Source organism: Variovorax sp. UC74_104, from assembly GCF_044055375.1.
Classification (GTDB): Bacteria; Pseudomonadota; Gammaproteobacteria; order Burkholderiales; family Burkholderiaceae_C; genus Variovorax.
On sequence record NZ_CP171978.1, the window covers coordinates 5460861 to 5482580 of the forward strand.

18 protein-coding genes are annotated in these 21720 nt (G+C 63.5%); 9 read left to right on the forward strand and 9 right to left on the reverse strand.

The genetic code is table 11. The annotated features are described in order from the left end of the window. Window positions 1-60: 60 nt before the first annotated feature. A complete protein-coding gene (locus tag ACHMXA_RS25580) occupies window positions 61-1416 on the forward strand; it encodes an MFS family transporter (protein WP_395316821.1) in 1356 nt (451 codons plus the stop codon). A gap of 119 nt (window positions 1417-1535) precedes the next feature. Beyond that, window positions 1536-1925 carry a hypothetical protein gene (locus ACHMXA_RS25585; protein ID WP_395316822.1) on the forward strand — a complete coding sequence of 130 codons (390 nt, stop codon included), beginning with the start codon at window positions 1536-1538 and terminating at the stop codon, window positions 1923-1925. A gap of 386 nt (window positions 1926-2311) precedes the next feature. On the opposite strand, the gene ACHMXA_RS25590 is transcribed toward ACHMXA_RS25585, so the two are convergent. Both ACHMXA_RS25590 and ACHMXA_RS25595 read right to left on the reverse strand, forming a co-directional pair. Next, window positions 2312-3832: a tripartite tricarboxylate transporter permease gene (locus ACHMXA_RS25590; protein ID WP_176662813.1), complete on the reverse strand. Its 1521-nt coding sequence runs from the start codon at window positions 3830-3832 to the stop codon at window positions 2312-2314. 10 nt (window positions 3833-3842) lie between these two features. Then, entirely contained in the window at window positions 3843-4229 is a 387-nt protein-coding gene (locus ACHMXA_RS25595) for a tripartite tricarboxylate transporter TctB family protein (RefSeq protein ID WP_176662814.1), read from the reverse strand. Window positions 4230-4597: 368 nt separating this feature from the next. Here ACHMXA_RS25595 and ACHMXA_RS25600 point away from each other — a divergent pair, with 368 nt between their 5' ends. The 3 genes from ACHMXA_RS25600 (at window position 4598) to ACHMXA_RS25610 (ending at window position 7329) form a co-directional block, all read left to right on the forward strand. Then, the gene (locus ACHMXA_RS25600; RefSeq protein WP_395316823.1) at window positions 4598-5056 is read left to right on the forward strand and encodes an SRPBCC family protein; all 459 of its coding nucleotides are present in this window, start codon (window positions 4598-4600) and stop codon (window positions 5054-5056) included. 192 nt (window positions 5057-5248) lie between these two features. Then, window positions 5249-6601 carry a C4-dicarboxylate transporter DctA gene (locus tag ACHMXA_RS25605; RefSeq protein ID WP_395316824.1) on the forward strand — a complete coding sequence of 451 codons (1353 nt, stop codon included), beginning with the start codon at window positions 5249-5251 and terminating at the stop codon, window positions 6599-6601. A 23-nt stretch (window positions 6602-6624) separates the two neighbouring features. Further along, the gene (locus ACHMXA_RS25610) at window positions 6625-7329 is read left to right on the forward strand and encodes a GntR family transcriptional regulator (RefSeq protein ID WP_395316825.1); all 705 of its coding nucleotides are present in this window, start codon (window positions 6625-6627) and stop codon (window positions 7327-7329) included. Window positions 7330-7608: 279 nt separating this feature from the next. Here ACHMXA_RS25610 and ACHMXA_RS25615 read toward each other — a convergent pair whose 3' ends face one another. From ACHMXA_RS25615 to ACHMXA_RS25640, 6 genes are all read right to left on the reverse strand, one after another. Beyond that, window positions 7609-8004: a hypothetical protein gene (locus ACHMXA_RS25615; protein ID WP_395316826.1), complete on the reverse strand. Its 396-nt coding sequence runs from the start codon at window positions 8002-8004 to the stop codon at window positions 7609-7611. A 91-nt stretch (window positions 8005-8095) separates the two neighbouring features. Then, window positions 8096-8419 (reverse strand): hypothetical protein, encoded by a 324-nt coding sequence (locus ACHMXA_RS25620; protein ID WP_395316827.1) that lies wholly within the window; start codon window positions 8417-8419, stop codon window positions 8096-8098. Window positions 8420-8749: 330 nt separating this feature from the next. Next, window positions 8750-9145 carry an immunity 50 family protein gene (locus ACHMXA_RS25625; RefSeq protein ID WP_395316828.1) on the reverse strand — a complete coding sequence of 132 codons (396 nt, stop codon included), beginning with the start codon at window positions 9143-9145 and terminating at the stop codon, window positions 8750-8752. Next, window positions 9142-9936 carry an RHS repeat-associated core domain-containing protein gene (locus ACHMXA_RS25630; protein WP_395316829.1) on the reverse strand — a complete coding sequence of 265 codons (795 nt, stop codon included), beginning with the start codon at window positions 9934-9936 and terminating at the stop codon, window positions 9142-9144. Before ACHMXA_RS25630 ends, ACHMXA_RS25625 begins: the two co-directional genes overlap by 4 nt. Window positions 9937-10086: 150 nt before the next feature. Further along, window positions 10087-10365, reverse strand: coding sequence for a hypothetical protein (locus tag ACHMXA_RS25635; RefSeq protein ID WP_395316830.1), 279 nt, complete (start codon window positions 10363-10365; stop codon window positions 10087-10089). Continuing rightward, window positions 10362-15215 (reverse strand): RHS repeat-associated core domain-containing protein, encoded by a 4854-nt coding sequence (locus ACHMXA_RS25640; protein WP_395316831.1) that lies wholly within the window; start codon window positions 15213-15215, stop codon window positions 10362-10364. Before ACHMXA_RS25640 ends, ACHMXA_RS25635 begins: the two co-directional genes overlap by 4 nt. Before the next feature lie 415 nt (window positions 15216-15630). Between ACHMXA_RS25640 and ACHMXA_RS25645 the strand changes: the two genes are divergently transcribed. The 3 genes from ACHMXA_RS25645 (at window position 15631) to ACHMXA_RS25655 (ending at window position 18878) form a co-directional block, all read left to right on the forward strand. Continuing rightward, complete coding sequence (locus tag ACHMXA_RS25645; protein WP_395316832.1) at window positions 15631-16743, forward strand: AI-2E family transporter; 1113 nt, start codon at window positions 15631-15633, stop codon at window positions 16741-16743. Window positions 16744-16930: 187 nt separating this feature from the next. Further along, window positions 16931-17368, forward strand: a complete 438-nt coding sequence (locus ACHMXA_RS25650; protein WP_395316833.1) for a DUF2141 domain-containing protein — start codon at window positions 16931-16933, stop codon at window positions 17366-17368. Between the two features lie 13 nt (window positions 17369-17381). Continuing rightward, complete coding sequence (locus ACHMXA_RS25655; RefSeq protein ID WP_395316834.1) at window positions 17382-18878, forward strand: carotenoid oxygenase family protein; 1497 nt, start codon at window positions 17382-17384, stop codon at window positions 18876-18878. Window positions 18879-18895: 17 nt separating this feature from the next. On the opposite strand, the gene ACHMXA_RS25660 is transcribed toward ACHMXA_RS25655, so the two are convergent. Next, on the reverse strand, window positions 18896-19798 hold the full coding sequence (locus ACHMXA_RS25660; RefSeq protein WP_395316835.1) for a LysR substrate-binding domain-containing protein: 903 nt from the start codon (window positions 19796-19798) through the stop codon (window positions 18896-18898). 111 nt (window positions 19799-19909) lie between these two features. Between ACHMXA_RS25660 and gcl the strand changes: the two genes are divergently transcribed. Next, on the forward strand, window positions 19910-21700 hold the full coding sequence (gcl, locus tag ACHMXA_RS25665) for a glyoxylate carboligase (protein WP_395316836.1): 1791 nt from the start codon (window positions 19910-19912) through the stop codon (window positions 21698-21700). Window positions 21701-21720 lie beyond the last annotated feature (20 nt).

Here is a 21720-nt window from a genome sequence, read left to right on the forward strand (position 1 = left end):
GCCCCCGCGTGCCTTTTCTTCTTACGCCGCGGACCGCAGCCAGAGACAAGGACCCCTTTCATGACCGCCATCGCAAGCGCGGCCGCCGGCGCATCCAGCCCCGACGCGGCCTCCGCCAACGCCCAGAACAACAGCACGCCCTACACCTTCGAGGAAAAGCGCAAGCGCATCTTCGCGATCTTCGCGGCCTCGTCCGGCAACCTGGTGGAATGGTTCGACTTCTACGTCTACGCCTTCTGCGCCATCTATTTCGCCCCGGCCTTCTTTCCCAAGTCCGACCCCACCGTCCAGCTGCTGAACACCGCCGGCGTGTTCGCCGCCGGCTTCCTGATGCGCCCGATCGGCGGCTGGCTGTTCGGCCGCATCGCCGACCGCAAGGGCCGCAAGACCTCGATGGTGACCTCGGTCGTCATGATGTGCGTGGGCTCGCTGGTCATCGCCTGCCTGCCCACCTATGCGCAGATCGGCGCGGCCGCTCCGGCGCTGCTGCTGCTGGCGCGGCTACTGCAGGGCCTGTCGGTGGGTGGCGAGTACGGCACCACCGCCACCTACATGAGCGAAGTGGCGATGCGCGGCCAGCGCGGCTTCTTCTCGTCGTTCCAGTACGTCACGCTGATCGGCGGCCAGCTGCTCGCGGTGGTGGTCGTGGTGGTGCTGCAGCAGCTGCTGGACGAGTCCGAGCTCAAGGCCTGGGGCTGGCGCATTCCCTTCGTGCTGGGTGCCGTGGCAGCCGTGGTCGCACTGCTGCTGCGCCGCACGCTGACCGAGACCGCCAGCACCAAGACCCGCGCCGCCAAGGGCGCGGGCACGATGCGCGAGCTGTTCACCCACCACAAGCGCGCCTTCTTCGTGGTGCTGGGCTATACGGCCGGCGGCTCGCTGATCTTCTACACCTTCACCACGTACATGCAGAAGTACCTGGTGAACTCGGCCGGCATGTCGATCAAGACCGCCAGCAACGTGATGACGGCCTGCCTGTTCATCTACATGTGCATGCAGCCGCTGTTCGGCGCGCTGTCGGACCGCATCGGCCGCCGCAGCAACATGCTGCTGTTCGGCGCGCTGGGCGCGCTGATGACCGTGCCGGTGCTGAGCAACCTGCAGAACGTGAGCAGCCCGCTGGCGGCCGGCCTGCTGATCACGCTGGCGCTGGCGGTGGTGAGCTTCTACACCTCGATCAGCGGCATCGTGAAGGCGGAGATGTTCCCGCCCGAGATCCGCGCACTGGGCGTCGGCCTGTCCTACGCGGTGGGCAATGCCATCTTCGGCGGCAGTGCCGAGTACGTGGCGCTGGGACTGAAGTCGATCGGGCACGAGTCGTACTTCTACTGGTACGTGACGGCCATGATGGTCGTGGCGTTCACCGTGAGCCTGCTGCTGCCGAAGCAGGCGAGCTATCTGCATCACGACAAGTAAGACAGGCAGGCAGACAGGGGCGCCATCGCCCCGCCGGGAGGCTTGCCACCTCCCGACGCGATATCCCGGGAAAGCTTTTTCGAATCGTTCGATCCACCAGAAAGCATGAGGGTAAAGCCATGGCGAAACGGATGGTCCACAACGCAACCATTACCTTGAAGCTGCCGTTCGACCTGGACACCGACGCCAGGGTCAAGGCACTTCGGGCGGCCGGTGTCCCGGTGGATGCGGAAGGCAACGCACGACAGGGATTTCTCTTCGTGCGATCGGGCGACGGCTACAGAAGCATGGTCGACATCTTCCGATGGTTTCCCGACGAGGTGAGCCCGATCTCGCGCGATGCGGCCACCATGGCGAAGCCCCTGCGCGAGCAACGCGCCGCACCGCCGCAGGGCAACACGCTCGATCACTGGCTGGCCCGGATCCTCACCCGGCCTATTCCGAGCCTTTCCAGCCAGGACGCCGCGATGCGCTACGAGCCGGAAGCTCCTTCGACCACGTTCGGTTGAGATTGCTCGCTCAGGGCATCGGCTGGAGCCGGATGCGCCCGAAGCTTCCGACGAGCACCGGCGCTGCGGTTCCGGGGCCGGCCCGGTGCGGTGTCTTGGGGATGGGGAAGAAAGGCGACAGCGGTCGGCATCGAGGCGGTTCCCTGAGCGGTTTTTTTCTCCCTGGCCTCTACCAGCGCCGAACCGCTGTCGGGACGCAGTGTGCTGGCGCCGCGTGAATTCGCAGTGAAGTTCAGGAGGGAGTTCCGTGAAACGGTACTTGCCGTCCTGCCTCATGCGACTCGCGGGCTGGAATCCGGGCAAGCAGCCCCGCTTCGAAAAGAAAAAGCGCTGTCGGCACCGCCCCGGTTTCAGGGCGATGCCGACAGCGCCGATGTGCCCTCGCGTTATTCCTGCGGCTCGAGCGCCACCGGGGCCGCCGGAACACCCTTCTTGCGGGCCTGCAGGACGAAGGAAACGACCTGCCAGGCGACGAAGATCGCGATCAGGCCCAGCAGCGTTCCGCTGATCGGGCGGCTGACGAAGGTGCCGAAGCTGCCGCGGCTCAGCAGCATCGCGCGGCGGAAGTTCTCTTCAAGCATCGGGCCGAGGATGAAGCCGAGCATCAGCGGCGCCGCGTCCAGCTCGAGGCGCATGAACATGTAGCCCATGAAGCCGAAGGCCGCGGTGATGAACACGTCTTCCAGGTTGTTGTTCACGCTGTAGGTGCCGATGCAGCAGAAGAACAGGATCGACGGGAACAGCACGGCGTACGGGATCTTGAAAACCGACAGCCAGTAGCGCACCAGCGGCACGTTCAGCACGAGCAGGAAGACGTTGCCGATCCACATGCTGGCGACCAGGCCCCAGAACAGATCGGGATGGCTGCCGATCATGTTCGGTCCAGGCTGGATGCCCTTGATGATGAAGGCGGCCAGCATCAGCGCCATGACGGCGTTCTCCGGAATGCCGATGCTCATCAGCGGAATGAAGCTCGTGCGCGCTGCAGCTTCGTCGGCAGCGGCCTGTCCGGCCACGCCTTCGATGCAGCCGGTGCCGATCTCGTCCTTGTATTTGCTGACCTTCTTGTCGATCGCGTAGGCCGCGAACTGCGCAATGGTCGGGCCGCCGCCGGGCAGGATGCCCAGGAAGGAACCGATCACGCTGCCGCGCAGCGCGCTGGGAATGATCCGCTTGAACTCCGCCCAGGTGGGAATCAGGTTGATCTTGCCGTTGAAGGGCGAGCGCTCCTCGCGCGAGTCGAGGTTCTTGGTGATCTCGGCAATGCCGAAGCAGCCCAGCGCAATGCTCACGATGCCGACGCCGTCCACCAGGAAAGGCAGGTCGAGGGTGAAGCGCTGCATGCCGCTGTTCACGTCGGTGCCGATCGTTCCGAGCAGCACGCCGATCATGCACATGGCCAGGCCGTTGAGCAGGCTGCCCGTGGTGACGAAGCTCACGCAAACGAAACCCACCAGCATCATCGCGACGTAGTCGGCGGGGCCGAACAGGAAGGCGACCTCGCCGAGCACCGGTGCCAGGAACGTCAGCACCAGGATGGCGACCGTACCGCCGATGAAGCTGGAGAAGCCCGCAGTGAACAGCGCCAGCCCCGTCTGCCCCTTGAGCGTCATGGCGTACCCGTCGATACAGGCCACGATGCTGCTGGCATGCGGGATCTTCATGGTGATGGCGCTCACGCTGTCGCCGTACTGCGCACCGTAGTAGATGCCGGCCAGCATGATGAGCGCGCCGGTCGTGGGAATGGAATACGTCAGTGGCAGCAGCAGGCTGATGGTGGCCAGAGGGCCCAGGCCGGGCAGCAGGCCGACCAGTGTGCCCACGGTGCAGCCAATGGCGCAGAACATCAGGTTCTGCCAAGTCAGGGCGTGCGAAAAACCAAACGCCAGGTTGTTCAGGACTTCCATCGTCGTCTCCTCAGTACAGCGGCAGGTTCAGGCCGAGGAGCTTCTGGAGGGCCAGCGCCATCACGATCAGGCCCGCGGAGACCTTGACGTTGCGCACCCACGAGTACGAAGTGCCGGCGAACGCCGAACAGAACACCATGAAGACGATGCCGGCGATCATGTTCAGGAAGGTGGAGATCAGCGCGAACCCGCAGAGGCTTGCGAGGATGAGCGAGATGTTCTTGTAGTTGAAGTCCAGCCGCACCGGCGCGACGAAGAACGACCGGATCACGGTCGACACTGCGATCACCAGCAGCATGGCGCTGACGAGCGCGGGGAACAGTCCCGGCCCCGCGCGGCTCAGGTCTCCAATGGGGTAGCGAAGCGCAGTGAGGCCGAAGGCCAGCGCGATTGCCATGAGGAAGAGTCCCCTGACAAGATTTCTGTTTCTCATACGTTCCCGATGTACTGGGTAGTTGAATGCCACCGGAGCGAGTGAATCCGCCCGGTTCCGTCTCCATCCGGATGGGAATCCGGACGATGCGATGCTCTTGGGGCTAGCTGATCGCTGTCTGACGAAGGCGTGAGGGGAACTACGTACCCATCGCGCGGGCCGGCCGCGCGAGGCGCCGGCCCACGGGCGCGGGTTGAGCAAGGAGCCGCGGGCGCATGAAGCGCAGCGCGTGCAGACAAGGGTTTTCACCTATCTCGCGGCGTGTCGATTCTCCTCACGCTCGCCCGACGTGCTGCTGAGGGTCATCCTCGGTTCTTCAGGAGTAATCAACCATGGCTACCAACACCCACACCAATACCGTCCGCCTGCACCGCGTCCTGCGCGCCCCGCCGGAGCGCATCTATCGCGCATTCACCCAGCCCGGCGCCTTCGAACGCTGGCTGCCCCCGTTCGGCTACACCGGCAAGGTCCACGCGATGGAGCCGGTGGCGGGCGGCGCCTGGCGCATGTCCTTCACCAACTTCGGCACCGGCCACGGCCACTCGTTCGGCGGCAAGTACCTGGAACTCGTTCCACACAGCCGCATCGCCTACGACGCGAGCTTCGACGACCCTAACCTTCCGGGCACCATGAAGACGACCGTGAGCCTGGCGGCGGTGTCCTGCGGCACGGACGTCTCGATCGTGCAGGAAGGCATTCCCGCCGTGATTCCCGCCGAGATGTGCTACCTGGGCTGGCAGGAGTCGCTGGTCTCGCTGGCCCAACTGGTCGAGCCGAACATCCCGGGCTGAGTCCTGCGGGGCTTCGCTCCGGCACCAGATACCAATCCCCCTCAAGGCGGCCCCGCGCCGCCGTCCCCCGGCCCACGCCCGGGAATACCCTCTGACGCCTCCCTGTTCGCCTTGCCTACATTTCTTGCATGCAAGAGATGGCATTGCTTGCATGCAAACCCAAGCACGACAGATAGACAGACAGGAGACTCCATGCCCCGCTTCGCCAAATCGCTGTTCGGTCAGGTGGTCATCGCGCTGGTGCTCGGCGTGCTCGCGGGGCTTCTTGCGCCCGAGTACGCCGTCAAGCTCAAGCCGCTCGGTGACGGTTTCATCAAGCTGATCAAGATGATCATCCCGGTGCTGGTCTTCTGCGTGGTGGTGCACGGCATCGCCGGCGCGGGAGACCTGAAGCGCGTGGGCCGGGTGGGCGTGAAGTCGCTCATCTACTTCGAGGTGCTGACCACCATCGCGCTCGCCATGGGCCTGGTGCTGGCCTTCGTGTTCCAGCCCGGCGCCGGCATGAACGTCGATCCGTCGAAGCTCGACCCGGCCGCGATGAGCGCCTATGCCTCGAACGCCGACAAGCTCACGAGCGGCGGCACGGTCGAGTTCCTGATGAAGCTGATCCCGACCACGGTGGTGAACGCCTTCGCCACCGGCGACGTGCTGCAGGTGCTGCTGTTCGCGGTGCTTTTCGGCTGCGCGCTCACGCTGCTGGGCGAGCGCGGCAAGCCGGTGGCCGTGGTGGTGGACGCGCTCTCGCTGGTGCTCTTCAAGATCATGGGCATCATCATCAAGCTGGCGCCGCTGGGCGTGCTGGGCGCGATTGCGTTCACGGTGGGCCAGTACGGCATCGGCTCGCTCAAGCAACTGGGCATGCTGGTGGCGCTCTTCTACGGCGCGGTGATGGTCTTCGTGTTCGTGGTGCTGGGGGTGGTGATGCGCATGTCGGGCTTCAGCCTGATCAAGCTGCTGCGCTACCTGCGCGAGGAGCTCACCATCGTCTTCGCCACCACCTCTTCCGACAGCGTGCTGCCGCAGGTCATGGCCAAGCTGCGCCGCATGGGCATCCGCGATTCGACGGTGGGCCTGGTGATTCCCACGGGCTACTCGTTCAACCTCGACGCGTTCTCGATCTACATCACCCTGGCGGCCGTGTTCATCGCGCAGGCCACCAACACGCCGATCTCGATGGCCGACCTGCTGACGATCCTGGCGATCGCGCTGGTCACCTCCAAGGGCGCGCACGGCGTGCCGGGCTCGGCCATCGTGGTGCTGGCGGCCACGCTGCACGCCATTCCGGCGATTCCCGCCATCGGGCTGGTGCTGGTGCTGTCGGTCGACTGGTTCATGGGCATCGCCCGCGCGCTGGGCAACCTGATCGGCAACTGCGTGGCGACCGTGGCCATCGCCGCATGGGAAGGCGACATCGACCGCGAACGCGCCCATGCAGTGCTCGACGGCACCTACTCGCCCGACGACGAGCCGCTGGCCGAGGCTGAGGGCGACGGCGTGGTGAGCACCACGGCCACCGCCACCGCCTCCGCATCGCGCGCCCACTGAACAGGGAACAGAAGAGAAAAAACATGCCTGCCGACGTCAGCCCCACCGTCATCGCCGAACGCGTCGTCGAGGCCATCCTCGCGCAGAAGCTCGCGCCGGGCGAACGGCTCGGCGAGCAGGCGCTGGCAGAGAACTTCTCGGTGAGCCGCACGATGGTGCGCGAGGCGCTGATGCAGCTGCAGGCGCGCGGTTTTGTCGAAGTGCAGTCGCGCCGCGGCTGGTACGTGGTGGAGCCTTCGGCCGAAGAGGCACGCGACGCCTTCTCGGCACGACGCATCGTCGAAGCCGGCATCCTGGAGGCCAGCGAAGGCCGGCCGCTCGCGAAGGTGATCCGCAAGCTGCGCGACCACATCGCCGACGAACAGCGCGCCATCGAGGGCGCCGACGCAGCGACGCGCGCCTTCCTGCTGGCCGACTTCCACGTCTGCCTGGCCGAGCAGATGGGGCACCAACTGCTCGTCGACGTGCTGCGCGACCTCACGGCTCGCACCACGCTGGCGGCCACGCTTTACCAGTCGAAGCACGAGGCCGGGCAGTCTTGTGCGGAGCATGGCGCGATCGTGGCGGCGCTGGAGGCTGGGGATACGGCCGGGGCGCGGCGGCTGATGCTGGAGCACATCGGCAATGTCGAGCTCGCGCTGGAAGTCGATGCTGCGGCGGAGCCGGATGCGCCGAGCAGGCTCAAGGCCACGCTGGCGCCTGTGGCGCTGCCGCGCGCGCGGCGCTGAGGGTCTCGGGGGCTTGTGCCGTCGCAACGCTAGTGCGGCCGGCAGTGACGCCGGATTCCATTGGTCCATGGCTTGCGCCATGCAATGCGCCTCTCGCGCATCGTCACTTCCCAGGAACGGTGATCGGACATAGGTCCGCCAAAGCGATTAGCGCGATGGGGAAGGCCTGGAGTTCGCCCCCAGTGAATTTGCACTTTGGATTTCTATTGCCTGACGTCGATGCCATGCGGTCCGATGGCATCGACAAGCTCAACTGCAAAGCCAAGTCTCTTAGCCGTGCTACTCGCGTATGTCGATGCCGGGTGGGCTGATGGTGGAAACCAACTCCACATCAGGGCCGAAGTCGCAAATCGGCGGCGCGTGGCCCGACAGCCTCTCGTACAGGGCACGAAGGTAGCCGGGCTTATCTTCGACTTCGTCCAAGGGTACTGATTGTGGGACCACGTAACCCCAGAACTGTTCGAATTGGCCGGACGACAAGATGAACTCGATGGCTTCCAGCACCCTCTGCTTGCTCACCGGGCCGAAACGGTCAAAGTCTGCTTTCATTGAATCAAAGAGTCTGGCACGACAGCTCTCTTCGTTGATGTGAAACTCATCTAGATCATCATCACTCATGGCCAGAAGAAAGTAGTCCAGTTCACGGATGTAGCGAGGGAAAATTTTCTTTTCCATCAAGGTCGAATTTCAAGAAAATGGCATTGCCAGAAAATTAAATTTTCAACCGCATTCATTACCAATCGGAATTGAAATTAACACTCAAACCTTAACTCGGCGACGCCATTTTAAAAGAAATATCACCCTTCATAATTTGAAGATCGAAAACCGCACGCGCTGCATCTTCATGACTCCCAGAAACCACAAAGAATTTCATACTTGCAATATTCGACTCCATCTCATCAACCGCAGAAAATTGCTGAGATTCAACAAGCACTTCATACTCCAAGAATATAGCCTTATATTCTTCAAACCGCCTGCTTGGTGAAAATTTTCCTCTATATATTTCATTCTTCAAGGAGTTAATCGACACCATCCCCAAGTTTGCGAGACTAGAATCCAGGAGATCGAAGATCATTTCTTTAGAGGACATGATGTTTGAATCCCAAGTGCGACAGAAAGATGCCGAAGATTTCCATCGTTAAATCATTCAATCCCATTTGGATGTGCGATTCGTGCATGATTTGGAAATTTTTCTGTTGAGACAGAGATAACATTGAAACCGGAATTTCCTAATCCATTCGAGCGGATTCGGCGCGTAGTGCTGGAGATTGAATCGAATTCCGACACCTCGTTTTCCTGCTCGCCTAGCTAGTAATTGCCTCGCCTCAGTTCAAGTCTTGTGGCTCACCAACCCACGTTACGTAAACCCGATCACCTTCGTTAGCCCTATCATTTTCCGATACGACCCGACGTGGTGCCGCTACGGACTTCCGATGCTTCCGGGAACAACGCTGTCAATCGAAATCCAGTCGCAATCGAAGGAAATCGATAATCCATTTTCACAAGATACCCGCACCGCCATCAGGCCACCCACCTCTTCCAATTCAAATTGATCCACGACGTTTGCGCGCCCCCAATTGCTCGCGGCCATTTTCTTAATTCCAATAAAAGACAGCCCCAAATAAACCACATCGTAATCTTCAGGCCATCTGACCGGCGCATATTTTGGCTTGCCTTCCGTCATAATTTTTATTAAAGCATTGGGTTCGTCGCGCTTTAGCGCAAACTCAGTTATCTCAGAGCCGATCAAAGAGGGGAACTCCCCATAAAGGGAAATTAGTGCCTGCGGATTTAGTATCTTTTGGGGAGAAATCATTTTTTATTCCGGCAATTAAAATAATAATGATCATCCATCATGGCAACCTTCCCGGTCCGGGTGTTTTCCTCAGGGCGAACATTGTGATGCGAGGGTTGATCGCCAACTCCATCTTCGCCGTAGTAGTGCCCAGCAGAATGATCTTGAATAACAATGTTTTTTCCATTGACCTGATAAGTTAGCTCTCGGGTCATAACTGGTTTCTTGTCGCCTCCCAAAATCCAACCACCTGCTGAGTCGGTCAGCGGAATCATTTTTTGTTTTATAGGTTGCTGAGACATCGGAATGCCAAGCTGCCTGCGGATCTCCCTCAAACTAGCACGCCTGGTGGGGTGGCAGGTCAACCCAAATGGGTCAACCCATTGCACAGGATTTGGCGCAAACAGATGGAGGTTTGTCCCCCCTGCCAGACCAATAGGGTCATTTGAGGCGAACCGTCCACCATGCGGATCGAAGTACCGATACCGGTTGTAATGCAGCCCCGTCTCTTCATCCCAATACTGCCCCTGGAACCGGATCGGATTCCGGAACCCCGCTTTCCTCCCCGCCTCACTGATCGCTTGCCGCGCTTCTCCCCAGGCCTTGTAGCTCGCCGACCAAGCCACACGCCCCTCATGATCCGTCAGCTCCTGCGGCGTGCCCAGATGGTCGCACTGGTAGAAGCCGATCTCTTCCTTCGCGAATGGCACAGGCGCTCGGCTCTGTTCCCCATTCCATAGCGGGTCCAGTTCGATGTCGTAGCGTCCGCCGTTGTCGGCCATCAGTGCCTTCACATCCGTCGTCTGGCTCAACACGACTGCCTGAGCCTGCTTCCTCTGCACCTAGCACGAACAATCCAAGCCTTCCCGAGAATTTATGCTCTGCAGGATTCTCTCTAGACTGATTAACCGGCTGCCGGCCAAACCAAGCGGTCAACACACTCGCGCATTTGGCGCGAGAAATCAATCAAAATTTCCATCTTCGAAATGCATATGTTCTTGCGCTGCACTCGAGAATTTCCCTATGAACTCCGGCGTTGAATCCCTCTCCGACTTGATTTTGAAATTACCACTTTCAATCGCCCAATCATAAGCCGAAACACCCAGTGGATACTTAGTTAAAACTCCAGTTAATTGATGCTTTTTTATCCAATCCAAAGCATCCTCCTTGATCGCGAATACTGCCGAAGGGAATTTCGCATTAACCCCATTAAAAACCCAAACTTCCTTAATATCAGTCATTCACATTCCTCAGGCAAATTTCCATATCGATGCCATCGCTGGATCTTATCAACAGACGATCTTAATTTAGGTTTATTGTTTTGAATAAAATCCCGCTGCACAGCGGTCAACTCTTCGGATCGATTAATTGGCTTTCCATTTTGTCCAATCTGGATATTCAAACCTCCCTCACCTCTCAAATGAAAATGAGCGGGCGCATGATCGCCGCTTCGAACGTAATGCTCCAAACGTAGCGCGCCATCTTGTGCAATGACTTTTTCAGGCAACTTCGGTTCAGTAGAATTTTTCTTGCTTTGACATGGTTTTTGTTTTTTCTGATCATTTCTGGCTAGGCCGAGCGGATCCACCCATTGACAGGGGTTCGGCGCATATTGGTAAATATTATTCCCGCCATCCAGCCCAATCGGATCTCGACTTACGTACCTGCCGCTGAAGGGGTCGTAGTAGCGGTAACGGTTGTAGTGCAGCCCCGTCTCTTCGTCCCAGTACTGGCCTTGAAGGCGGATTGAGTTTCGGAAGCCAGCCCGTCGTCCCGCCTCACTGATCGCCTGCTTCGCCTCCCCCCAAGCCTTGTAGCTCGCCGACCAAGCCACACGCCCCTCATGATCCGTCAGCTCCTGCGGCGTGCCCAGATGGTCGCACTGGTAGAAGCCGATCTCTTCCTTGGCGAACGGCGCAGGCGCTCGGCTCTGTTCCCCATTCCATAGCGGGTCCAGCTCGATGTCGTAGCGTCCGCCGTTGTCGGCCATCAGCGCCTTCACATCCGTCGTCTGGCTCAACACGACTGCCTGTGCCTGCCGGATCTGCACCAGCGGCACGAACGAGCCGGGTTCGTGGATGTAGTGGACGCTGTCGCCGCGCCATGCCTGTTCCTGCTGGCCCTCTATGCTTTGCGTGCTCTCGAACGCCAGCGTGTCGCCGTCCCAGCCAAACAAGGTGCAGGCATGCCGCGTGCGCTTGGCGATGCGCCGGCCCAGCGGGTCGTAGCTGAAGCTCGTGGTTTCGCCGAAGGTTTCGGCGCTGCGCATGCGGTTGTAGCCGTCCCAGGTGAATACCGTCTTTTCGCCGTTGCGGCTGCGCTCGATCAGGTTGCCGCGCTCGTCCCACTTGTAGTGGGTGCCGGCGTAGTCCTTCAGCAGGTTGTCCATCAGCTTGCCGGCCATGCTGCGGCCGTCACCGCCTGAGCGAACGGCGACGCGGTGGGTGATGCGGCCCGCAGCCTGCGCACCGCCTTCCACGTCTGAAGACGGGTCGCCGATGTTCCCCGCCGGATCGAACGCGAAGGTCTCCCGTCCCAGTCGGCTGTTGGCTTCGAGCAGTCGCCCTACCGGGTCATAGCGGTAGCTGAGGTTGCCGCGCCGGCTGTCGCCGATGGCGATCAACTGGCCCGCCTTGTCGTATTGGTAGCTGCGGCGGATGCCGGTGGATTGCAGCGCGCCGCGCCTGGTCTGGGAGATCTGCTGCTCCAGCAATCGGCCGGCCGGGTCGTAGCTCTGTTTCTGTAGGAGCCCGTTGCCCTGCTCGCGCGCAATCTCGCGATGCAGGTCGTCGCGCTCGAAGCCCAGGATGTCCTGCCCGTCGACGAGCAATCCGTGCACGTGGCCGGAGCCGTAGGTGAGCCACTGGGTCGCATGGCCATCAGGGCGGATGGTCGCTATGCGCTGGTTGAGTTCGTCGTAGCGATGCTGCCAGACCGCGGTACGCGCGCTCTCCACGTAGTGCTGATGCTCGCGCGTCAGGTTGCCCGCGGGGTCGTAGAACCATTGCAGCTTCGCGTCGCTATTGCCGGCTTCGACCAACCGGCCGTTGCGGTCGTAGGCAAAGCTCTCGGCAACACCGCCGGCGCTGCGCTCGATCAGGCGGCCGATCGGGTCGAATTGCAGCAGCGTGGTGTGACCGCCTTCGACCACTTCCGACAGCACCCCCGTGGACCCTTCATAGCCGTACCGTGTGATCTTGCGGTCGAAGCCGGCTTCTTCCAGCAAACGGCCCACGGGGTCATAGCGGAAGTCGTACCGGCTGCCGTTCTCGTTGTGCAGTTCGCTCAAACGTCCCAGCAGATCCCAGCGATACTTGAGCGTGTGCCCTGCCGCGTCGGTGCGCTCGGAGACTAGGCCGGAGCGCGTGTAGTCGTAGCTCGTCCTGCGCCCGAGCGCGTCGGTGTGCGCAAGCAGGCGCCCCTCGGCGTCGTGCACGAAATGCTCGCCGGTGTCGTCAGGCAGGGTGATTTCTTCGAGCTGTCCTGGACGGTTGGCATTCGCCGCAGTCGCGCCCTGCCCTTTTTCGTTCGCCTTGGTGTAGCGATAGCGGGTGCTCTGGCCCATTGCATCGGTCGCTTTGACCAATCGCCCCTGCTCGTCGTATTCCCACCGCGTGGTCTTGCCCGAGCAGTCGGTGTGGCTGGCGAGTTGACCAGCTTGTGTGTAAGCCAGCGCCTTGACGCCGCCTTTCGCATCGGTAACGCGCACCGGCCGGCCAGCCTTGTCGTAGGCGTATTCGGTCTTGTGCCCCAGCGGATCGATTTCTTCGACGAGGTTGCCCTCGGCGTCGTAGCCGCGCTTCCAGACGCCGCCCTCGGCGTCGCGCAGGCCCGTCAGGCGCCCGCGCTTGTCGTGCGCGAAGTGCACCTGGCTGCCGTCGGCCCGGGTGTGGGTCCGCAGGTTGCCGTCGCCGTCGTAGCTGAAGTCGTCCGTGCTGCCGTCGGTGTGGACATGGCGCGTGATGTTCTTTGCTTCATCGCGAAAGAACCATTCCTGGCGCTTGTCGGGATGGATGATCCGGTAGGTGTAGCCGAGGATGTCGTAGTAGTACCAGGTCTCGCCGCCAAGCGCGTCGGTCACATAGGTCAGGCGGATGTTCCTGTCCCACTCCAGCTTGAGGGCGAAGCTCCCGTCATCGCTCCATTCGCGCACCGCCCTGGCATCGACGCCAGTGCCGTCGTATTCAAGGTTGATGCCCCGGCCCGTGCGGTCGGTGTATCGGGTCACGAGGTGGTGGCTGTAGCTGTAGTTCCAGGTTTCGCCGTTCTCGTCCTGGGCCGAGACGAGGTCGCCTTCGGCGTCATGCACATAGGCGGCGAGTTGGCGCACGACCTTGCCGCCCTTGATCTCCCACAGGCTGGCGATCAATCCGCTTCGCGCATCGGGGCGAGTGCCCACATGGGCAATCGTGAGATCGCCTTGCTTGCTGATGATGTCGCTCAAGACCTGTTCGCCCGTGGTTGCAATCACGTGGTCGTAGCGCAAGCCGATGCTGACTTCCTTGCCGGCATGCAACGCGACAAGACGGAAGTGCTGCTTGCCTTGCGCAGCGACCTTGCGAGCCGCGGTATTCACCAGCTCGTAGACCTCGCGCCAGTCGCTGGCCTCGCTCGCCTCAACCGCCGGCGTGGCCTTGCCGAAATCCACGGTCAACAGCGTCTCGCTCAGCCGTGTGAGCGTCGCTTCTTCGATGGCATCGCGGTAGCTCTGGCCCACGGCCAGCAGCGGGTAGGCATGGCTGCGGCCGTCCGCGCCGTGATAGATCAGGCTGAGCTGGCCGGCCCGCGGACCCTGGGCCGGGGTGGCGATATCCACGCGAGTGCTGTAGGGCGTGAGCCACCTCGCACCGAGGCTGCCCTGGTCGAACGCGCCGAGATTGCTGCGGTAGGTGCGCGCCCAGGCGATGGGCAGCGGCGCAGCCAGCGTGAAGTCGACGTGGGTGAAGCTTTCGCAGCCGGTCGCAAGGCTGATGGCGAACTTGCTTGCCGAGGGAACCGGTGCGCCGGAAACCGGACAGTTCTTGCAACCGGGGTCGCCGTTGACCGGCGCCTGCACACGCATGTGCTCGACCCGGCTGTCGGGCCTGTTTTTTGTTGCCTCGGCGCCGGCAACGGGTGGCACGATGGCCGCGCGCGGGCTCTTCCTGTGCGCAATGGCCGCCAGCAGCTTGTGCAGCAGCCACATGATGCTGCCCTGCAGTTCCTGGCTGGCGAGGTCCGTCAGTTGCTTGCGGAAATCGGCCTTCAAGGTGCCAAGACTCTCGATCACCTCGTTGACCTTGCCCTTGACGCTCTCGGGCAGGTAGCCGGCTGCCTTCCTGGCAGCGTAGTTGGCGGCCCGCTTGGCCGTGCCTTCGGAGTACTTCACCGCCCGGCGCCACATGCCGCTCCACGTGCTCTGGGTCTTGGGGTCGTAGTCGTTGGTTTCCGCGGCTCCCGGCTTGGCGACGGTGAAGAGGTCTTGCCCGCCGACCACGCGCTGCAGGATGCCGATCAGGTTGTCCAGGATGCTGTCGGAGAGCTTCGCGCAGTCTTCCAGAATGCCCGAGAGCCTTGCGATGGCCCCGTCGATGAAGGTCTCCAGTTCACCGACGATGGATGCGTTCAGATGCCCCACCAGCGTGGTGACGATGGTCTCGCCGAGATTCCTGGCTCCATGCATGAGCTCCTGCCTGACCAGGTGCAGCGTGGGCCGCAGGCTCATGCGCGCCGCCGCCATGGTGGGCGGCGCCGGAATCAGGCCGATGAGGTTGATGCCCAGGCTGGCCCAGTTCAGGAACCGGGTGACGGCATCGGTGGACTTCTTCTCGATGATGGTGATGACGTCCAGGAACACATCCACCAGCGCCATGATGTTGCCCACGATGGGGATGCTGCCCAGCACCGTGGTCAGCCGATCGAGCGTGACGTAGCCTCCGGTGAAGGACCGCAGCCATTCGTCCACCACCTTGCTCGCGGCGGCGATGTCTTCCTTGGCGATGGTGTTCAGCGGGGCGACGGCCGTCTGAGGCTCGCGTTCGGTGGTCGATGCCGGTGCGGGCTGGCCTTGAGGTGTGCCCGATGGTGGCCGCTGCGGCGTGCCTGGTCCCATTGTCCAGTCTCCCTGACTGTGTTTGTGCTGTCGCGAAAATCAATTGGGGGAAAGAAAAAGGCTTTACCGCAACTCGCGGAATTGCAGCGCTTCTGCCCGACGGCGTCGAAATCCGAAGGCGCCAGGCCCTTGCTGGAGCACGGCTGGCAAATAAGAAAAACCGCCTGGTGACAATTCGTTCAATACGAATATTGTTTGCAAATTGAGCTTCACGCCCACCTCCCTTTTATTTCTTGCGAACCATTCTAGAGAGCAATTCGACGCAGGTACGGGTGCAAATAAGCGAATGGCTTTTGGCGCGTGATTTATCTCTATATGCGTAACGCAAAAAAGACCTCTGCGTGAACCAATCGCCGAAAGACAGCCGGTGACCGGATCGCGCCGGCACTGCGCTCGGCTAAAGTCCGGGACACCTATGAACTCACCCCAACTCCAGCGCGGCGTGTTCCTCGCCCTTCTCGCCGTCGTGACCGTCGCCTTCCTCTGGGTGCTGATGCCGTTCTTCGGCGCGGTGCTGTGGGGCGTGGCGCTGGCGATCCTGTTCACGCCGCTCTACAAGTGGCTGCTGAAGAAGATGCGCGGCAAGCCCAACGCCGCCGCGCTCTCGACGCTGGCGATCTGCCTGTTCATCGTGATCCTGCCGCTGGCCATGGTGGGCGTGTCGCTGGTGCAGGAGATCGCGCTGGTCACGCAGAACATCCGCTCCGGGCAGATCAACTTCGCGGCCTACTTCCAGCAGATCCTGGACGCTTCGCCGCAGTGGCTGCTCAACCTGGTGGAGCGCTTCAACCTCGGCGACATGGCGGCCTGGCAGGCGCGCATCTCGGCCGCCGCCGGGCAGGCCAGCCAGATCATCGCGAGCCAGGCGCTCGCCATCGGCCAGAACACCTTCGACTTCATCGTCAGCTTCTTCGTGATGCTGTACCTGCTGTACTTCCTGGTGCGCGACGGTGCGACGCTGTCGAAGACGATGCGCGACGCCGTGCCGCTGGCCAAGCCGCACACGCACTATCTGCTCAACAAGTTCACCACCGTGATCCGTGCCACCGTCAAGGGCAACGTGGCGGTGGCGATCGCGCAGGGCTCGCTCGGCGGGCTGGCGTTCTGGTTCCTCGGCGTACAGGGCGCGCTGCTGTGGGCGGTGCTGATGGCCTTCCTGTCGCTGCTGCCGGCCGTAGGCGCGGCGCTGATCTGGGGGCCGGTGGCCATCTACTTCCTGGCCACGGGGCATTTCTGGCAGGGCGGCGTGCTGATCTTCGTGGGCGTGTTCGTGATCGGCCTGGTCGACAACATCCTGCGCCCCGTGCTGGTGGGCAAGGACACGCAGATGCCCGACTACATCGTGCTGATGTCGACCATCGGCGGCATGGCGATCTTCGGCATCAACGGCTTCGTGATCGGGCCGGTGATCGCGGCGCTGTTCATGGCGGCGTGGAGCCTCTTTGCCGATTCGGGGCACGTGGGCAACGGCCACGAAGCGGCCGAAGGGGCGGAAGCCGCCGAGAGCAACGGCAAGAAGAAGAGCTGAGGCCGACCGGGCGGGGTACCGGCCCGTTCCTTCGTCCGGCCCCGTTCCGCTCTTCGTTCCTCGCTCCTCATTCCACCCCCCGCTCGCGCGCATTTCGCGCGCGCAATCCCGCGTTTCGTCACATGGCGCTGGGCACCGTGCCCGGCCTGCGGGATCGTCGGGCCTCCAACTTCCAACGAGGCCCGCCATGCAACTTCCCGCATTCATGTCCCGCCCGGTTGCGCACGCCCTGTGCGCCGCCGCGATCCTCCTGCCCGCCGGCGCTTTCGCCGCCGACCTGAGCCTGAGCGTCGCCGACGGCCCCGCCGCGGACGCGACGCTCTACGTCGCCCTGTACAAGGACGCCGCCGGCTACGCCGACAGCAAGGCCGTGGCGTCGCAGACCGCGCCGATGCAGGGCGGCAAGGCCCGCCTGGTGTTCGCGGGGCTCGCGCCCGGGCGCTACGCTCTGCGGGTATTCGCCGACGAGAACGGCAACGGCAAGCTCGACACCAACCTCATGGGCATGCCCATCGAGCGCTACGGCTTCTCGAACGACGCCAAGGGCAACCGCGCCGCGCCCGACTTCGAGGCCGCCGCGATCGCCATCGACGCGGACATGCAGACCGTCATCCACCTGCGCTGAGGAGCACGACGCCATGGAACGACGCGAACTCCTGCGCATGCTGGCCTCGGCCGGCGCCCTGCCCCTGCTGGCACCGCTGGCGCGCGCTGCCGGCACGGACGACTGGCAGACCCAGTTCGAGGCTGCCGGTGCCGCCTGGAAGGCCGGCTTCGCCACGCCCGCGGGCGACTTCCCGCTCACCCGCGCCACGGTGCGCGGGCGCTTTCCCGACGCCGTGGCGGGCACGCTGTTCCGCATCGGCCCGGCCGGCCACGACCTGGGCGGCGAGCGCTACCACCACTGGTTCGACGGCGACGGCATGGTGCACCGCTTCGCGATCGAGGGCTCCGACGTGCGGCACCAGGGCCGCTACGTGGCCACGCCCAAGCGCGTGGCCGAGACGAAAGCCGGCCGACGCCTGTTCGAGGCCTTCGGCACCATGCCGCCGGGCGTGGAGCCGCCGACTTCCGCCGACAGCATCAACGTCGCCAACACCAGCGTGCTGCCGATGCGCGGCGAGGTGCTGGCGCTGTGGGAGGGCGGCTCGGCCACGCGCGTCGATGCGCTCACGCTCGACACGCTGGGCGTGAAGACCTGGCGCGCCGATCTCGCGGGCATGCCGTTCTCGGCCCATCCCAAGATCGATCCGGACGGCACGGTGTGGAACTTCGGCGTGAGCTCGGGCCAGGGCCTGCTGGCGCTGTACGAAATCGCGCCCGAGGGCGCGCTGCGCCGCGCAGCCGTGGTGCCTGTGGCCGACATGCCGATGGTCCACGACTTCGCCGTGACCGAGCGGCACCTGGTATTCCTGCTGCCGCCTCTGGTCTACGACGGCAAGCGCAAGGAAGCCGGCGCCAGCTTTCTCGATGCGCACGTGTGGCGGCCGGAATTGGGCATGCGCGCGCTGGTCATCGACAAGCGGAACTGGGAGCGCCGCCAGATGCTCGCGCTGCCGGCGGGCTTCCTGTTCCACGTCGGCAACGCCTGGGAGGAAGACACGCCTCGCGGTACGCAGATCCACGTCGACTACGTGCGCTCGGACAACGCCGATTCGGTGTTCGTCAGCAACCGCGAAGTGATGCGTGCGCGCCGCGTGAAGACCACCGAACCGCACCTGACAGTCGCCACGCTGAACCTGTCCACGGAGCGGGCCACGCAGGCCACGCTGGCGCAGGAGGCCGAATTCCCGCGCATCGATCCGCGCCGCGTCGGCCTGCGGCATCGCCAGGTGGTGCACGCCACGCAGATCCGGCGCGACCTGCCCGGCTTCGGCGCAATCGCGCGCACCGACGTCGAGACCGGCCGCAGCCAGCGTTTCAGCTACGGCGCGCAGGCCATGGTGGAAGAACACGTCTTCGTGCCCGACGGCTCGAAGCCGGGCTGGGTGCTCGGTACGGCGTTCGACTTCGGGAAGGGCAAGACGGTGCTGTCGTGCTTCGCGGCCGACAACCTGGCGGCCGGCCCGGTAGCCCAGGCCACGCTGCCCTACGCCCTGCCGCTGGGGCTGCACGGGGCCTTCGTGCCGGCCTGACCCACGAGGTCAGGCGGTCAGGCCTCCCACCAGCCTTCGTCGAATCGCCCCTGCAGGAAGGCCACGAAGCCCGACACCTTGCCCGGCACCAGCTTGGGCGACGGAAAGACGGCGTGGATCTCCTGCTCGGGCAGCGCGTGGTCGCCGAGCACCTCTCGCACCTTGCCGACCGCCAGCGAGTCGCTGGCCACGTAGCGCGGCATGAGCGCGATGCCCAGGCCGTCGCGCGCCGCCGCCAGCACGGCCGAGAGGTTGTTCGAGCGGAAGCGGCCCGACACGGGCACCGTGACCGGCTCGCCGCGCGGCGTGTGCATGCGCCAGAACTCGTCGCCCACCACGCTGCTGTAGATCAGCGCCACGTGCGCGCTCAGGTCCTGCGCGCGCTTCGGCGTGCCATGCTTCTTCAGGTAGGCGGGCGAGGCGACCATGACCCACGGATTGGCGCCCAGGTAGCGCGCGCCCAGTGACGAGTCGGCCAGCTTGCCCATGCGGATGGCGACGTCGATGCCCTGCGCGATGAGATCGACGTAGCGGTCCTCGAAGCTCAGGTCGAGCTGCACCTGCGGGTGCCTGCGCATGTACTCGAGCGCCAGCGGCACCACCACGCGCCGCCCGAAGGCCACCGAGGTGCCCACGCGCAGCAGGCCCTGCGCCTGGTTCTGCCGCAGCTGCACGATGCTGTCGGCTTCCTCGGCCTCGCGCACGATGGTCTTGCACTTCTCGTAGTAGAGCGCGCCCGGCTCGGTGAGGCTCACGCCGCGCGTGTTGCGGTTGAGCAGGCGCACCTTCAGCCGCTCCTCGGTGGCGGCGATCTGCTTGGTCACCGTGGGCTGCGTGGTGTTGAACTCGCGCGCGGCCTTCGAGAAGCTGCCCGTCTCGACCACGCGCACGAACATTTCCATTGCCAGCAATCTGTCCATGGGCGGGATGGTAGTCACTTATTCCAGCGCGGAATAGGTTTTATGGTCCGCAGCCGTCTTCTTGGAATCCGCCCTGCTTCCTACAGTGGGACCACCTCTAGGAGACTTCAAATGGCAAAGATGACAGCGGTCCAGGCCGCGGTTCTGGTGATGGAAAAAGAAGGCGTCACACAGGCCTTCGGCGTGCCCGGCGCGGCGATCAACCCGATGTACTCGGCCTTGCGCCAGCGCGGCAGCATCGCGCACATCCTCGCGCGGCACGTGGAAGGCGCCTCGCACATGGCCGAGGGCTACACCCGCGCGGTGGCCGGCAACATCGGCGTTTGCATCGGCACCTCGGGCCCGGCGGGCACGGACATGATCACGGGCCTGTACTCGGCCTGGGCCGATTCGATTCCCATCCTCTGCATCACCGGCCAGGCGCCACGCGCCCGGCTCTACAAGGAAGACTTCCAGGCGGTGGACATCGAGTCGATCTCCAAGCCCGTCACCAAGTGGTCGGTCACGGTGCGCGAGCCGGGCCAGGTGCCGCAGGTGTTCCAGCAGGCCTTCCACCTGATGCGCTCGGGCCGCCCGGGCCCGGTGCTGATCGACCTGCCCTTCGACGTGCAGATGGCGCAGATCGAGTTCGACATCGACAGCTACGAGCCGCTCAAGCCCTACAAGCCGGCCGCCACGCGCGCCCAGATCGAGAAGGCCATTGCCATGCTCAACGCGGCCGAGCGCCCGCTGATCGTGGCCGGCGGCGGCATCATCAACGCCGACGCGTCCGACCTGCTGGTGCGCTTTGCCGAAGCCACCGGCGTGCCGGTGATTCCCACGCTCATGGGCTGGGGCTCCATTCCCGACAACCATCCGCTGATGGCCGGCATGTGCGGCCTGCAGACCAGCCATCGCTACGGCAACGCCACGATGCTGGCCAGCGACTTCGTGCTGGGCATCGGCAACCGCTGGGCCAACCGCCACACCGGCTCCGTCGACGTCTACACCAAGGGCCGCACCTTCGTGCACGTGGACATCGAGCCCACGCAGATCGGCCGCGTGTTCACGCCCGACTTCGGCATCGTGTCGGACGCCAAGGCCGCGCTCGAACTCTTCGTCGAGGTGGCCGAGGAGATGAAGGCCGCCGGCCGCCTGACCGATCGCCGCGGCTGGGCCAAGCAATGCATCGAGCGCAAGAAGACCATGCTGCGCAAGACGAACTTCGATGAAGTGCCGATGAAGCCGCAGCGCGTGTACCAGTGCATGAACAACAACTTCGGCAACGACACCTGCTACGTGAGCACCATCGGGCTTTCGCAGATCGCGGCCGCGCAGTTCCTGCACGTGTACAACCCGCGCCACTGGATCAACTGCGGCCAGGCCGGCCCGCTGGGCTGGACCATTCCCGCGGCGCTGGGTGTACGCGCCGCGGACCCCACGCGCAAGATCGTCGCGCTGTCGGGCGACTACGACTTCCAGTTCATGATCGAGGAACTGGCCGTGGGCGCGCAGTTCAAGCTGCCGTACATCCACATCGTGGTCAACAACTCCTACCTCGGCCTGATCCGCCAGGCGCAGCGCGGCTTCGAGATGGACTACTGCGTGCAGCTCGCGTTCGACAACATCAACGCGGCGCCGGACGCGGGCATCGAGAGCAGCTACGGCGTGGACCACATGAAGGTGGTCGAGGGCCTGGGCTGCAAGGCGATCCGCGTGAACCGCCAGGAAGAGATCGCGCCGGCCATTCGCCGCGCCGAAGCGCTGATGTCGGAGTTCAGCGTGCCGGTGGTGATCGAGGTGATGCTGGAGCGCGTGACCAACATCGCGATGGGCACCGAGATCGACAACATCACCGAGTTCGAGCCGCTGGCCGAGACGCCGGCCGATGCGCCCACCGCAGTCGCGGCGCTGCTCGACTGAGACCAAGAAAGAGACAAGAC

Excerpts from the sequence above, each read along its gene's own strand:
- ACHMXA_RS25580 (WP_395316821.1), top strand. The coding sequence starts at position 61 with ATGACCGCCATCGCAAGCGCGGCCGCCGGCGCATCCAGCCCCGACGCG.
- ACHMXA_RS25585 (WP_395316822.1), top strand. The coding sequence starts at position 1,536 with ATGGCGAAACGGATGGTCCACAACGCAACCATTACCTTGAAGCTGCCG.
- ACHMXA_RS25590 (WP_176662813.1), bottom strand. The coding sequence starts at position 3,832 with ATGGAAGTCCTGAACAACCTGGCGTTTGGTTTTTCGCACGCCCTGACT.
- ACHMXA_RS25595 (WP_176662814.1), bottom strand. The coding sequence starts at position 4,229 with ATGGCAATCGCGCTGGCCTTCGGCCTCACTGCGCTTCGCTACCCCATT.
- ACHMXA_RS25600 (WP_395316823.1), top strand. The coding sequence starts at position 4,598 with ATGGCTACCAACACCCACACCAATACCGTCCGCCTGCACCGCGTCCTG.
- ACHMXA_RS25605 (WP_395316824.1), top strand. The coding sequence starts at position 5,249 with ATGCCCCGCTTCGCCAAATCGCTGTTCGGTCAGGTGGTCATCGCGCTG.
- ACHMXA_RS25610 (WP_395316825.1), top strand. The coding sequence starts at position 6,625 with ATGCCTGCCGACGTCAGCCCCACCGTCATCGCCGAACGCGTCGTCGAG.
- ACHMXA_RS25615 (WP_395316826.1), bottom strand. The coding sequence starts at position 8,004 with ATGGAAAAGAAAATTTTCCCTCGCTACATCCGTGAACTGGACTACTTT.
- ACHMXA_RS25620 (WP_395316827.1), bottom strand. The coding sequence starts at position 8,419 with ATGTCCTCTAAAGAAATGATCTTCGATCTCCTGGATTCTAGTCTCGCA.
- ACHMXA_RS25625 (WP_395316828.1), bottom strand. The coding sequence starts at position 9,145 with ATGATTTCTCCCCAAAAGATACTAAATCCGCAGGCACTAATTTCCCTT.
- ACHMXA_RS25635 (WP_395316830.1), bottom strand. The coding sequence starts at position 10,365 with ATGACTGATATTAAGGAAGTTTGGGTTTTTAATGGGGTTAATGCGAAA.
- ACHMXA_RS25640 (WP_395316831.1), bottom strand. The coding sequence starts at position 15,215 with ATGGGACCAGGCACGCCGCAGCGGCCACCATCGGGCACACCTCAAGGC.
- ACHMXA_RS25645 (WP_395316832.1), top strand. The coding sequence starts at position 15,631 with ATGAACTCACCCCAACTCCAGCGCGGCGTGTTCCTCGCCCTTCTCGCC.
- ACHMXA_RS25650 (WP_395316833.1), top strand. The coding sequence starts at position 16,931 with ATGCAACTTCCCGCATTCATGTCCCGCCCGGTTGCGCACGCCCTGTGC.
- ACHMXA_RS25655 (WP_395316834.1), top strand. The coding sequence starts at position 17,382 with ATGGAACGACGCGAACTCCTGCGCATGCTGGCCTCGGCCGGCGCCCTG.
- ACHMXA_RS25660 (WP_395316835.1), bottom strand. The coding sequence starts at position 19,798 with ATGGACAGATTGCTGGCAATGGAAATGTTCGTGCGCGTGGTCGAGACG.
- gcl (WP_395316836.1), top strand. The coding sequence starts at position 19,910 with ATGGCAAAGATGACAGCGGTCCAGGCCGCGGTTCTGGTGATGGAAAAA.